Here is a 13348-nt window from a genome sequence, read left to right on the forward strand (position 1 = left end):
GTGCCCCCGGGAACCCCTGTGAGGAGACGACGTTGTCGCGTACTCTGCCGATCATGCTGCTCGCCGGCACCCTGCTGGCCACCATGGCGATCCCGTCCGCCGCCGCCGCCACCGCCACCGCCACCGACCCGGCGACTCGCGGCGAGCCGCAGGCCGAGCCGAAACCACTGGTCATCGCGCACCGAGGGGCCAGCGGCTACCGGCCGGAGCACACCCTGGAGGCGTACCGGCTGGCGATCCGCCAAGGCGCCGACTACATCGAGCCCGACCTGGTGTCGACCGCCGACGGGGTGCTGGTCGCCCGGCACGAGAACGAGATCTCCGGCACCACCGACGTCGCCGACCGCGCCGAGTTCGCCGACCGGCGGGCCACCAAGACCATCGACGGGCGATCCGTCACCGGCTGGTTCACCGAGGACTTCACCCTGGCCGAGCTGCGTACCCTGCGGGCCGTGGAGCGACTGCCGCAGGTCCGGCCGACCAACACTGCGTTCGACGGTGAGTTCACGGTGCCGACCCTGCAGGAGGTCATCGACCTGGCCCGGTCGCAGAGCCGGCGGCTGGGCCGAACCATCGGCATCTACCCGGAGACCAAGCACCCCACCTACTTCCAGTCGATCGGGCTGCCCCTGGAGGAGCCGCTGGTCGACACGCTGCGACGCAACAAGCTGACCCGGCGTACCGACGCGGTGTTCATCCAGTCCTTCGAGACGGCCAACCTGCGCAAGCTGAGCCGGATGACCGACGTGCGGCTGGTGCAGCTGCTCGGCGGCAGCGGCCGGCCGTACGACTTCGTCGTGGCCGGTGACCCGCGCGGCTACGCCGACCTGGCCACCCCGGACGGGCTCGCCTGGATCAGCCGGTACGCCGACGCCATCGGGCCCACCAAGGACCTGATCGTGCCGCGCGACGCCGACGGTGCGCTGCTGGCCCCGACCTCGCTGATCCGCGACGCCCACCGGGCCCGGCTGGCGGTGCACGCCTGGACGTTCCGGGCGGAGAACCAGTTCCTGCCGACCGACCATCGCATCGGTGCCGACCCGGCCGCCCGGGGCGACATCACCGCAGAGTACGAGCTGTTCTACGGACTCGGGTTGGACGGACTGTTCGCCGACCATCCGGACACCGCCGTGGCGGTCCGCGCCGCCACCCGCTGAGCCCGGCCCGGGGCCGCCGGTCGGTCGGTTCCGCCGGTCCTTGTTACGGTCCACCCCATGACCGTTACGCCGGACCGGGCCGAGTTGCGCGACCGCGCCGAGCAGACGCTGCACCGGCTGGCCGGGCCGGACGCGACGTTGCGCGACGACCAGTGGCGGGCCATCGAGGCGCTGGTCGTCGACCGGCGGCGGGTGCTCTGCGTACAGCGCACCGGGTGGGGCAAGTCGGCGGTCTACTTCATCGCCACCGCGCTGCTGCGCGCCGGCTCGTCCGGCACCGGCACCGGCTCGTCCGGCGCCGACCCGGCCACCCCGGCCGGGCCGGTGCCGACCGCACCGGCCGGGCCGACGGTGATCGTCTCGCCGCTGCTGGCGTTGATGCGCAACCAGGTGGCCGCCGCCGAACGGGCCGGCATCCAGGCCCGCACGATCAACTCCGCCAACCTCGACGAGTGGGACACCGTCAGCGCGGAGATCCGGGCCGGCGCGGTCGACGTACTGCTGATCAGCCCGGAGCGGCTGAACAACCCGGACTTCCGGGACAACGTGCTGCCCAGCCTGGCCGCCACCACCGGCCTGCTGGTCATCGACGAGGCGCACTGCGTGTCGGACTGGGGGCACGACTTCCGCCCCGACTACCGGCGGATCCGGACCTTCCTGCGCGAGCTGCGCCCCGGGACGCCGGTGCTGGCCACCACCGCGACCGCAAACACCCGGGTCACCGACGACGTCGCCGAACAGCTCGGCGACACCAGCGAGGGCGGGGCCGGCAGGCTCGGCGACACGCTGGTGCTGCGCGGTCCGCTGGACCGCCAGTCGCTGCGGCTGGCCGTGCTCGACCTGCCCGGCACCGCGCACCGGCTCGGCTGGCTCGCCGACCACCTGGACACGCTGCCCGGCTCCGGCATCGTCTACACACTCACCGTCGCGGCCGCCGCCGAGACCGCCGAGTTCCTGCGCTCCCGGGGCTACGCCGTCGCCGCGTACAGCGGCCAGTCCGACGACGCGCAACGCCGCGCCGCCGAACAGGACCTGCTGGACAACAAGATCAAAGCCCTGGTGGCGACGTCGGCGCTCGGCATGGGCTTCGACAAGCCGGACCTCGGCTTCGTGGTGCACCTCGGCGCGCCGCCGTCACCGATCGCCTACTACCAGCAGGTGGGCCGGGCCGGCCGGGCACTGGACGGTGACCGGTACGCCGACGTGGTGCTGCTGCCCGGCCCCGAGGACCAGGCGATCTGGCGGTACTTCGCGTCACTGGCCTTCCCCCGCGAGGAACAGGTGCGCTCGGTGCTCGCCGCCCTCGAAAACGCCGGTCGTCCGCTGTCCACCCAGGCCCTGGAACCGATCGTCGACCTGCGGCGCACCCGGCTCGAACTGATGCTCAAGGTGCTAGACGTGGACGGCGCGGTGCGCCGGGTGCGCGGCGGCTGGGTCGCCACCGGCGAGCCGTGGCACTACGACGCCGCCCGGCTGCACCGGGTGGCCCAGGCGCGCACCGCCGAACAGCAGATCATGCAGGAGTACGCGGTACCGGCCGCCACCGCCCCGCCGGCCGGCCGCCCCGGCTGCCGGATGGAGTTCCTCCGCCACTGCCTGGACGACCCGCAGGCCCAGCCGTGCGGGCGCTGCGACCGGTGCGCCGGCGGGTGGCTGCCGTCCGAGGTGAGCCCGGACGCGTTGCGCGCCGCCGAGACCTTCCTCGGCCGGGCCGGAGTGGAGATCCCCCCGAAGAAGCTCTGGCCGACCGGGCTGGAGGCGGTCGGCGTACCGCTGCGCGGCAAGATCGGCCCCGACGAGCAGGCACTGCCCGGCCGGGCCGTCGGGCGGCTGTCCGACCTGGGCTGGGGCAGCCGGCTGCGGGACCTGCTCGCCGCCGGCCGGCCGGACACCGCGCTGCCGGCCGACGTCGCTGGTGCGGTGATCGACGTGCTCCGCGAGTGGGCGCGCGGCGCCCAACCGTGGCCGGCCCGACCGGTCGGGGTGGTGGCGGTCGCCTCCCGGACCCGCCCGGAGCTGGTCGCCAGCACCGCCCGACGGATCGCCGAGGTCGGTCGGCTGCCGCTGCTCGGCTCGGTCGAGCCGGCCTGGGCCGAGCCGCCGTCGACTCAGGGCCGGGGCAACAGCGCCCAACGGGTCCGTACCGTGCACGACGCCTTCGCCGCGCCGCCGGAGCTGGCCGCGGCGTTGTCCGGGCTGACCGGCCCGGTGCTGCTGGTTGACGACCTGGTCGACACCGGCTGGACGTTGACCGCCGTGGCCCGGCTGCTGCGGCGCTCCGGTGCCCCGGCGGTGCTGCCGTTCGCCCTCGCCACCACGAACTGACCCGGTCCGAGCGATACGGGGTCGCCCGGCCCCGGTCAGCCTGATCCGAGTCAGCCCGGCCGGCCGTAGCCCTTGATCGGCATCCGGTCGATCCGGTCGACGCGGACCACTTCACCGTGTCGCGGCGCGTGGATCATCTGGTCGGCCCCGATGTAGATCCCGACGTGCTGCACGTTGCTGTAGAAGAAGACCAGGTCACCGGGGCGGAGCTGGGCGCGGCCGATCCGGGTGACGGTGCCGAACTGGCGGCGGGCGTTGTGCGGCAGCCGCACCCCGGCCGTCGCCCAGGCCGCCGAGGTCAGCCCGGAGCAGTCGTACGAGTGCGGCCCGGCCGACCCCCACCGGTACGGCTTGCCGAGCTGGGTGTGGGCGAAGGCGACGACGCTGGCCGCACTGCCGGTCGCCGCCTCGGGCAGTGGGTCGGCCGGGCTGCGGTCGGCGGCGGCGGCGCCGGACCGGTCCAGCAGCGCCTGCTGGCGGTCCCGCAGCTCGGTCAGCGCCCGGATGTCCGACTCGATCTGCCGCTGCGTCGCGGACAGCTGCTCCTGCTGCAGCAACTGCTGCTCGATCAGCGCGTTCGCCGCCCGGCGGGCCGCTTCGCTGCGGTCCCGGGTGTCGCGCAGCCCGGCGATCGTCCGCTCGTTGTCGCGGTTGATCACGTCGGCGATGAGCAGCTGGTCGACGAAGTGTTCCGCCGACGCGGTGGACAGCAGGGTGGCGACGGGTCGGGCACCGTTCACCCGGTAGTTGCTGGCCGCGAGTTGGCCGACCTGATCGTGTCGGACCGCGAGCTGCCGGTCCAGTTCGATGATCGTCTCGCTGAGTCCACCAGCGCGTTCCTGATTGTGGCGCAGGTCCAGCCGGATCTCGTTGTACTGCTCGACCACCGTCTCCAACTGGTGGGCCGCCTGGTCGATCCGCCGATTCAACTCGGCGATCGAGGCCTGCGCCTGGGCTGGAGCCGGCAGCAACGTGGCGGTTACAGCGGTGACGAGGGCGGCTGCCCTACTTGCCAAGCTATTAACGGTCACGGATGGTACAACGACGGTGCGTTGCGGAAGCCACGGCCGACGATCCAGCCGACGACCAGCCGACGACCCGGCCGAGGCGTTGCCGGCCGGTAGCGACTACCGTCGGCGAGGTGGGAGAAACAGTGACCGGTGCCGGCGATCCGACGGGGCCGACAGACCCGGCGGGGCCGGCGGGGCCGACAGAGCCGGCTGAGTCGACGGATCGGGCAGACCCGGCGGGGCCGGGGACGTCCACCGTGCGGCTGGCGACCGGGGTCGCTGCCGTCGTGCTCGCGATGCTCGCCGGGTTCGCCCTGGGCCGGGCGGCGACCGCACCGACCAGCATCGGCACCCAGTACGCGGCCGGCGCGGCCGACCACACCCACCCGCCCGGGACCACCCCGCATGTGCACGGCGGCGGCACCGACGGCGGTGACGGCGGTGACGGCCGCGACCAGGTGTCCGGCCTGTCGGTCAGTGTCGGCGGCTACACCCTGGTGCCGGTGCGGCGGCAACTGCCGATCGGCGACCAGGTCGACCTGCGCTTCCAGATCGTCGACGCCGATCAGCGGCCGGTCACCGCCTTCGACGTGGTGCACGACAAGCCGATGCACCTGATCATCGCCCGCCGGGATCTGACCGGCTACCAGCACCTGCACCCGACGATGGCATCGGACGGCACCTGGAGCGTCGCGGTCCGGCTGGCCACCGCCGGCATCTGGCGGCTCTACACCGACTTCACCTTGCGCGACCCCGACGGTACGCCGGTCGCGTTGACGCTCGGCGTCGACCTCGTGGTGGCCGGCGAGTATCTGCCGGCCGACCTGCCGGCCGCCGCCGACACCGCCGAGGTGAACGATTTCACCGTACGGATGCGTGGGGTCGCGCAGCGCGGGGTGGTTACGCCGCTGCTGTTCGAGGTGAGCCGGGCCGGCCAGGCCCCGACGCTGGAGCCCTATCTCGGCGCGTACGGGCATCTGGTCGCGCTGCGCGACGGCGACCTCGGCTACCTGCACGTGCATCCGGAGGCCGAGCTGGTCGACGGCGCGGTGAAGTTCTGGCTGACCGCCCCGAGCCCCGGAGACTACCGGCTGTTCCTGGACTTCCAGGTGGCCGGCGAGGTGCACACCGCCGAGTTCACCGTCACGGTCGACTGACCACGGCCGCCCCGGCGGCGTCGGGTACCACCGCCCCGGCGGCGTCCGGCGGCGCCGGCAGCAGGGTCTGCAGCCGGGGGGTCACCGCCCACTGGTCGACCAGCGCCCGGTAGGCCCGGTGCTGCTCGCGCCGGTCCGGTACGCCGCCGCGCCGGGCCCGCAGCAGCAGGTTGCGCGGCGTGTGCTGGGAGTCGATGAACTCGACCACGTCCACCCGGTAGCCGTACGCCCGGAGCAGGGTCGCCCGCAGCGTGTCGGTGAGCACGTCGGCGAACCGTTCTCGCAGGATGCCGGCGGAGACCAGCGGCCCGTACGGCTGCGGTGCCGGCAGCCGGCGCAGCTGGGCGGCGATGTCGTGGTGGCAGCAGGGCGCGGCCAGCACCCACCGGGCCTGCCAGTCGACGGCGCGGGCCAGCGCCTCGTCGGTGGCGGTGTCGCAGGCGTGCAACGCCAGCACCAGGTCCGGTGCCGGCTCGACCGGTGCCTGCCGGATCGTGCCGGCGACGAACCGGACCTGCCCGGCGCAGCCGAGCTGGTCGGCCAGCGCGGTGTTGCGCCGCCGCTGGTCCTCGCGGACGTCGACGCCGGTCACCACCGGCTGCGCGCCACGGGCGACCAGGTAGCGGTAGGCCGCGAAGGTCAGGTAGGCGTTGCCGCAGCCCAGGTCGACGACGTGCAGCGGCCCGGCGGGCAGCGGGTCGGGCAGGGTGGCGGCGAGTGCCCGCAGGAACGCGTCGACCTGGCGTCGTTTCGCGGCGTTGGCGCCGATCGCGGCGAACAGCGGGTCGTCCGGATCCAGCAGGTATCGCTTGGCCCGGTCGTGGTCGCCGGGGCCGGTGTCGGCCCGGTCGGCGGTCGACCGGTGCACCTGCGCCGTGCCCTTCTTGGTCACCCGCAGCTGCAGCGTGCTGGTGCTGGTCTCGACGTGCCAGTTGCCGAACGGCTCAGCGAGCAGCTGGTCGATCGCTGCTTCGGCGGGGGCACCCGGCGGCAGGTTACGGGTCACCGGCCGGGTGCCGTCGTTGGTGACGATCTGCAGATGGGTACCGGCCCGCAGGGCGACCGGCCGGAGCTCGGCCCGAACGACCGACGGGGCGGCGTTGCGCCGACGCCCGGCGGCGACTGCCCGGGTGAGCTGCGGGCTGAGCAGCAGCGCCCGGACGTCGTCGAGGGCGTCGGCGAGGGACCGAGTCAGTTTTCGCCGCCGCTGCCCTGGTCGGCCCGGCCGGCTCCGCCGACCTGGTCGGCCCGGCCGGCTCCGCCTGAGCCACCCCGGCGGCGCCGGCGGCGGCGCGTCGAACCGCCCGAGCCGCCGTCCGACGTGGCGGCGGCCGTGATCTCCGTACCGCCGGTGGACGCCGCACCGGAGTCGGTGCCGGCACCGCCGTCGACGAGCTGGCCGCCGCGCCGCCGCCGACGTGGCCGGCGGCTGGCCGGGGCATCGTCCTCACCGGCGGTCGTCGCGGTGGCGGCGGACCGGTCGGTGTCGTCCGGCGCGGCGGAACGGCGCGACCGCGACGACCGGCGGCCCCGGCTGTCACCGCGCGGTCCGCGCTCGGCGCGGCCGTCGCCGTCACCGCGCCGCCGTCGGCCGGCACTGCGGCCGCCGAGGTCCTCCTCGACCTCGGCGGACAGCCCGGCCCGGGTGCGGTCGGCGCTGGGCAGCGTGCCGGAGACGTCGCGGGAGATGCCCAGGTCTGCGTAGAGGTGCTCGGATGTGTGGTACGTCTCCGGCGGCTCGGGCATTTCCAGCCCGAGGGTCTTGTCGATGATTCGCCACCGGGTGATGTCCTCCCAGTCGACGAAGGTCACCGCCACCCCGGTCGCGCCGGCCCGGCCGGTACGGCCGATCCGGTGGGTGTAGGTGTCCTGGTCCTCCGGGCAGTCGTAGTTGATGACGTGGGTGACGCCGGAGACGTCCAGACCGCGGGCGGCGACGTCGGTGGCCACCAGGATGTCGATCTTTCCGGTACGGAAGGCGCGCAGCGCCCGTTCCCGGGCTCCCTGGCCGAGGTCGCCGTGCACGGCGGCCACCGCGAAGCCACGGAAGTCCAGGTCCTCGGCGACCCGGTCGGCCGCCCGCTTGGTACGCGTGAAGATCATCGTCAGCCCGCGCTCCTCGGCCTGCAGGATCCGGGCGACGATCTCGATCTTGTTCATCGGGTGGGTGCGGTAGACCACCTGACGGGTCAGCGGGGGAACGCCCGCCTCCGTGGTGTGCCCGGCGTGGATGGTCACCGGGTGGCGCAGGAACCGCCGGGAGAGGGCCACGATCGGGTCGGGCATGGTGGCGGAGAACAGCATCGTCTGCCGGTCCTCCGGCAGCATCGCCAGAATCCGCTCGACGTCGTCGAGGAAGCCCAGATCGAGCATCCGGTCGGCCTCGTCCAGCACCAGCGCCCGGATCCGGTCCAGCCGCAGCTTCTTCTGCTTGGCCAGGTCCATCAACCGACCCGGCGTACCGACCAGGATCTCCACGCCGGAGCGCAGCGTCTCGATCTGCGGCTCGTACGCGACGCCACCGTAGATCGGCAGCACCCGCACGCCCCGGGTGCTGCCGGCGGCGGCCAGGTCCTTGGCGACCTGCAGGCCGAGCTCGCGGGTCGGGACGACGACGAGTGCCTGCGGCACGCCGTCACCGCCCTCGGCCGGCGCGAGCACCCGGTCGATGAGCGGTACGCCGAAGCCGAGCGTCTTGCCGGTCCCGGTCGGTGCCTGGCCGATCAGGTCGCTGCCGCGCAGCGCGATCGGCAGGGCGTACTCCTGGATGGCGAAGGCGTGGACGATGCCGACCTCGGCGAGAGCGGTCACCGTCTCCGGGCGGGCGCCCAGGTCGGCGAAGGTGGGGCTGTCCGGCCGTGCCGGTGGGCGTTTCGCCGGCTCGTCACCGGCGTTGTGATCGAAAATGTCAGTCATCAGGTGTCGGGGGTGCCTCTCGTGGTGCGCCCCGCCTGTTCCTGAGGGCGCGTGTCGGATGCGGCGCCGCGACGGCGCCGGTTGTGCGGTGCGCACGGTGCGCGCCGGTTGTGGCCGGTGCCGGAAGGGCTCCGGTTGTGTGGCGCGCCGAGCCGGCGCGTCCGATGGTCGTCGGCACCGACGTCGCGTCGGTGCGGTGCGGGTGCTGCGACGTGCCGTCGCGATGCCGGGGCGACGCGTTGTCTGCGGCGTGCCGCAGTGCGTCAATTGACGGCGCTGGCCACACGCGATCAGCAGGTCGCGGGCCGCACGCGCGCCGCGAACCCCGCTCGAGCATCCTCGACGGCCGCAGCATTGCTGACCATGGTAGCTGACGGTCCGCGTCGACGTGCAGATCCTCGGCGACGGTGGCCGGACCGACGACTCAGCTGTGGTTCTTGTCACGCCGCCGGGGTGGTGCAGGCGCGGCGGCAGTGACGAACGGCACGGTCGTCGACGGTGTCGGCCGGACGGCTTCGCGGCCGAGCCGCAGTCGCGACCGGCGCGGCGATCTGGCGGGTGATCTGGGCGGACCGATCCGGATCAGGGTGAACCGATCCGGATCGGTGCGGTCGGTGGCCGGTAGTCGGCAGCCGGGAGCTGGCGGCCGGTAGTCGGCAGCCGGCCTGGCGGCTTCGGGCCGGTCCGGCCAGGTCAGCGGACGGTGAAGCCGACCGAGCGGGGAGCGGCCTCGGCGATCTCCACGTACGCGATCTTGCTGACCGGGACGATGACCCGCCGGCCGCGCTCGTCGGTGAGTGACAGAGTCCCCTCGGTCGTGATTGCCTGGGTCACGATCTGCTCGATCTCAGCCGGTGACTGGGCACTGTCCAGAACGAGCTCGCGCGGCGCGTACTGCACGCCGATCTTGACCTCCACGGGTCCTCCTTGAGGTGGGCGAAAACAACGCCAACGCGAAGGTTAGCCGATGCGGACGCGCTGTGGTCAGGATGCCTCACCCTGCAGCGGGAACCCGGCGATGCCCCGCCAGGAGAGTGCGGCGAGCAACGACTCGGCTTCGTCCTTGGGCACCTGTCGACCACCGGCCAGCCAGAACTGGGCGGCGGTCTCGGCCGCGCCGACCAGCCCGGAGGCGAGCAGTTCGGCCCGGGATCGACTCACCCCGGTGTCCGAGATGATGGTGTCGGTGATCGACGCGATGCACTCGCGTTCGACGCGTTCCACCCGGGCCCGTACCAGCGGTTCGTTGCGCAGGTCGGAGTCGAAGACCAGCCGGAAGGCGCCGCTCTCCTCGTCGACGAAGTCGAAGTAGGCCTGCACCGCCCCGCTGACCCGTTCCTTGTTGTCGGTGGTCGCGGCCATCGCGGCGGCGACCTTCGCGATTATGGCGTCGCAGTGCGTGTCGAGCAGTGCCAGATACAACTCCAGCTTGCCCGGAAAATGCTGATAAAGCACCGGCTTGGACACGCCGGCCCGCTCCGCGATGTCGTCCATCGCCGCCGCGTGGTAACCCTGTGCGACGAACACCTCCTGGGCGGCGGCGAGCAGCTGCTTGCGGCGGGCGGACCGCGGCATCCGGGCCGGTCGGCCGCTTGTCTGTGCGTCGCTCGACGCAGCGGTCATGTCGAACCTCCGAGTCCGGTCGCGGCCATCTGGTCGGCGAAGAAACGAAACGATCAGTGCATATCACCTGGCCGGTCAATTGGCCCGACGTTGCAACTTATCGCCACTGTCAGCACACGGTAGCCTCAGCGGGGGCGACCGAGGAGCGCACGGTGGACGAATCAGGTGAACCCCGCGGGGCTGCACCGGGACCAGAGGACGGCGGAGCGGATCCGCGAGACCGTCGTGACCAGGGCATGGGCAGTTGGACGGGGTCGCCGACCCGGTGGTCGGACGGCTCCGGGGTCGGGCCGGACGCCGACCATGCCGGTGCCGGCTGGGCCGCCCGCGACGAACCGGTGAGCGGCCCGCACTGGGCCGACCCGCCGTCCCGGTACGCCGAGGTGCTGCCGTTCACCCGGACGCCGCGCGGCGGCTCAGCCACCCGCAGCTCCCGCAGCACCGACAACGGCCGCGCCACAGCCGTCAACGGCCGGCCGGTCTCCGGGCCGGCCGAGACCGTCGTACCGACCCCACGCCCCGCGCCGGCCGGTGAGTCGATCCAGCCGGGCGGCGCGGACACCGGACGAGCCGACGACGAGCCGACCGGCCGGGTAGCCGGCGGACCCGCGGACGACCCACCCGCAGCTGGCCGCCCCGCCGAGCGCCGGGGCGGTGACAACCCACGCCCGACCCCGACGCCGGTCAACCCGCCGCCCCGCTGGCAGGAGACGGCCCGGGTGGTGCCGACCGCGCCGCTGCGCGCGGTGCCGGTGGCCTCGGCGGCACCGGTGTCGCCCGCCCGGCAGACCCGCCCCGGCACCCCACCGGGCTTCCAACCACCGACGACCGGTCGGCCCGGCGGGCAACGGTCCGAGCCCGACGACCGCTCGGTCGAACCCGACCGGCAGCGCACCGCGCAGTCCGACCTCCCGCCCGAGCGGCCTGACCTCCCGCCCGACCGGCCCGGCCCCCTGGGTATGCCGGCCGACCGGTCTGCTGGCGGCCCCGCCGGCCGTACGGCGGACGCAGCTGGACGTGACGAACCTGCCCGACGTGACGCACCTGCCCGACCCGATGACTTTGCCCCCACACCGCCGCAGCCTGCTGGGCAGCCGTCCAACGCCGGTCCGCTCCGGCAGCCGACCGGCGAATGGCCCGGTCCAGGTGCTGGCGGGCCGTGGTCCCGGCAGGTGACCGGCGAGTGGCCCCGGCCCGGCGCCGCCGACGAGTGGCGACGGCCGGTTCCGACCAGCGCCGCACCGGCCGCAGACCAGTGGCACCGACAGAGCGCCACCGGTGAATGGCCACGACCGACCAGCTCCGCCGCGTGGGACCGGCCCTCCGGCGACGAGGCGGGCCACCGGATCCAGCGTGGTCAGGGGTCGGCCTCCGGGTCGGCCTCCGGGCCCCCGGCCGGCGATCCGGACTGGTCGTACGGGCAGCACTGGTCGGCGTCGGAGCCGGGCTGGACGGATGGGCCGACCGATTCGAGCTGGGCGGCTGCGGAATCCGGCGGTCAGGGGTGGGCGGCCGAGGCCGCCGGTGGGCCGAGCGGCCCGGCGGAACGGGACGACCCCGAGCCGTCGGCCTGGTCCGACGATCGGACCGCCACGGCTGACAGCGGCTGGTCCGGTCCGCCGCCACCGAGCTGGGGCGGCGACGACCGCGGCGGCTGGCCGGGCGCGGCGGGCGGCGAGTCGGGCTGGGCGATGCCAGATCCGCCGACCGTGCCGGAGGAGATGCCGTGGCGCCCCGACCGCCCGGCCGACCTGGGCCAGGCCGCCGGGTACCGGCCGGTCAGTGGCCAGCCCCGGTACGAGCCGACGGCTCCCGCCGGGCAGTACGGACCGGGGCGGGCCGGCCAGGGCGACAGCGGCGGGGATGCCGACGACCTGATGCCCCGCCGCCGGGCGGTGTCCCGCCGCGCGGACGACGAACTGGGCGAGGTGACGGCGTCCGGGCCGGCTGGCGCGTCGGTCCCTGCGGAGCCGCCTGGGGCACCGGTCACCGCCGAGCCGGCCGGTGGCGCGCTGCCGCCGGTAGAACATCCGGCGGACCTGTCCACCACCCCCATCGCGGCTGCCGCGCTGGACGCGTTGCCGCAGCGGGTTCCCGCCGACCCGGACGTGCCGACCGTGCCACAGCAGCTGCCGCCGGTCGAACACGCGGCGGAGACGCCGGAACTCGCGCGGATCGCGTCCCACCTGCGCCGCGGCGACGTCGTCGACCAGCCGCAGGAGCGGCCGGAAGGCTTCGACGTCGGAGCGATCCTGGCAGCGGTACGCGGCGTCGGCGGAGTCCGCGACGCCTCGCTGCGGACCACCGACGCCGGTGCCCACAGCCTCCGGCTCGACCTGTCCGAGGGTGCCGACCCGGCCGAGGTGAGCCGGTTGGTGGCGCGGCTGCTCCAGGAACGGATGGGCCTGGCGGCGGCCCCGCAGAACCTGCCGGGTGTCGAACCCGACCACGGGCTGCCGGCGTTGCCCGGCCGCGCCGACCTGCCGGCGCCGGGTCGGCCGCCGGGCCTGACGGCACCGCCGCCGACGGCGCCGGGCGGCATACCCGGCTGGGTCGCCCCGGAACCGGCGGACGTACCGCGCCGCCGCCGACAGCCGCTGGGTCCCCGCCCCGGCCAGGAGGATCCGCCGCCCCGGCACGCGGGTGCGGCCGCCGCGACATCCGCTGTGCCGTGCCTGGAGCCGGCCGGTACCGCGCCGGAGAGCGGGCCGCCCCGGCCGCTGAACCCGGGTGGCCGGCCCGGCCCCCGGGTCGTGCTGGACCACGTCCAGGTCAGCACGTTCGGCGTGGACGCCACCGTCGAGGTGCGACTGACCGCCGGCCAGCGGACCACGTCCGGTGTGGCGACCGGGCCGGCGGTCGACGGGTACGTGCTGCGGTTGTGCGCGGTGGCCGCCGCCTCGGCGATCGAGAAGCTGTTGGCCGGTCCGGCCGGCGCGGCGGACCGGGGACGGTGCATCGTCGAGCACGCGGCCGTGGTGCCGATGGGCGGCTGCGAGGTGGCGGTGGTCGTCGTACTGCTCGCCTGCGGTGGCTGGGTGGAGCAGCTGGCCGGTTCGGCGGTCGTCTCGGGGGACCCGCGGCAGGCTGTGGTGAGAGCCACACTCGCCGCCGTCAACCGGCGACTGGACGCTCTGCTGGCCTGATCGGCACGGTCCCC

The 13348-nt window shown here is 74.3% G+C and carries 9 protein-coding genes; 4 read left to right on the forward strand and 5 right to left on the reverse strand.

The window, feature by feature from the left end:
- Positions 1–32: 32 nt before the first annotated feature.
- Both ACN27J_RS24225 and ACN27J_RS24230 read left to right on the forward strand, forming a co-directional pair.
- Positions 33–1157 carry a glycerophosphodiester phosphodiesterase gene (locus ACN27J_RS24225; RefSeq protein WP_421369784.1) on the forward strand — a complete coding sequence of 375 codons (1125 nt, stop codon included), beginning with the start codon at positions 33–35 and terminating at the stop codon, positions 1155–1157.
- 57 nt (positions 1158–1214) lie between these two features.
- Complete coding sequence (locus tag ACN27J_RS24230; RefSeq protein ID WP_421369785.1) at positions 1215–3482, forward strand: RecQ family ATP-dependent DNA helicase; 2268 nt, start codon at positions 1215–1217, stop codon at positions 3480–3482.
- A gap of 50 nt (positions 3483–3532) precedes the next feature.
- Here ACN27J_RS24230 and ACN27J_RS24235 read toward each other — a convergent pair whose 3' ends face one another.
- Positions 3533–4498: an NlpC/P60 family protein gene (locus ACN27J_RS24235; RefSeq protein WP_421369787.1), complete on the reverse strand. Its 966-nt coding sequence runs from the start codon at positions 4496–4498 to the stop codon at positions 3533–3535.
- A gap of 251 nt (positions 4499–4749) precedes the next feature.
- Between ACN27J_RS24235 and ACN27J_RS24240 the strand changes: the two genes are divergently transcribed.
- Positions 4750–5649 (forward strand): hypothetical protein, encoded by a 900-nt coding sequence (locus ACN27J_RS24240; RefSeq protein ID WP_421369789.1) that lies wholly within the window; start codon positions 4750–4752, stop codon positions 5647–5649.
- Here ACN27J_RS24240 and ACN27J_RS24245 read toward each other — a convergent pair.
- The 4 genes from ACN27J_RS24245 to ACN27J_RS24260 all read right to left on the reverse strand — a co-directional run bounded on the left by ACN27J_RS24245 (position 5636) and on the right by ACN27J_RS24260 (position 10188).
- The gene (locus ACN27J_RS24245; RefSeq protein ID WP_421372429.1) at positions 5636–6844 is read right to left on the reverse strand and encodes a class I SAM-dependent methyltransferase; all 1209 of its coding nucleotides are present in this window, start codon (positions 6842–6844) and stop codon (positions 5636–5638) included. The two genes, ACN27J_RS24240 and ACN27J_RS24245, sit on opposite strands and share 14 nt — an antisense overlap.
- A complete protein-coding gene (locus tag ACN27J_RS24250; protein WP_421369791.1) occupies positions 6841–8565 on the reverse strand; it encodes a DEAD/DEAH box helicase in 1725 nt (574 codons plus the stop codon). Before ACN27J_RS24250 ends, ACN27J_RS24245 begins: the two co-directional genes overlap by 4 nt.
- 693 nt (positions 8566–9258) lie before the next feature.
- Positions 9259–9483, reverse strand: coding sequence for a DUF3107 domain-containing protein (locus tag ACN27J_RS24255; protein WP_278173586.1), 225 nt, complete (start codon positions 9481–9483; stop codon positions 9259–9261).
- A 66-nt stretch (positions 9484–9549) separates the two neighbouring features.
- Entirely contained in the window at positions 9550–10188 is a 639-nt protein-coding gene (locus tag ACN27J_RS24260; RefSeq protein WP_278173588.1) for a TetR/AcrR family transcriptional regulator, read from the reverse strand.
- A 236-nt stretch (positions 10189–10424) separates the two neighbouring features.
- Here ACN27J_RS24260 and ACN27J_RS24265 point away from each other — a divergent pair, with 236 nt between their 5' ends.
- Entirely contained in the window at positions 10425–13334 is a 2910-nt protein-coding gene (locus tag ACN27J_RS24265; protein ID WP_421369793.1) for a hypothetical protein, read from the forward strand.
- The last annotated feature ends 14 nt before the right edge of the window (positions 13335–13348 follow it).

It is taken from the genome of Solwaraspora sp. WMMB762 (genome assembly GCF_049179115.1).
GTDB lineage: Bacteria > Actinomycetota > Actinomycetes > Mycobacteriales > Micromonosporaceae > Micromonospora_E.

What these genes read in the sequence shown, in the direction of transcription:
- ACN27J_RS24230 (WP_421369785.1), top strand. Translation starts at nt 1,215, where the DNA reads ATGACCGTTACGCCGGACCGGGCCGAGTTGCGCGACCGCGCCGAGCAG.
- ACN27J_RS24250 (WP_421369791.1), bottom strand. Translation starts at nt 8,565, where the DNA reads ATGACTGACATTTTCGATCACAACGCCGGTGACGAGCCGGCGAAACGC.
- ACN27J_RS24260 (WP_278173588.1), bottom strand. Translation starts at nt 10,188, where the DNA reads ATGACCGCTGCGTCGAGCGACGCACAGACAAGCGGCCGACCGGCCCGG.
- ACN27J_RS24265 (WP_421369793.1), top strand. Translation starts at nt 10,425, where the DNA reads ATGGGCAGTTGGACGGGGTCGCCGACCCGGTGGTCGGACGGCTCCGGG.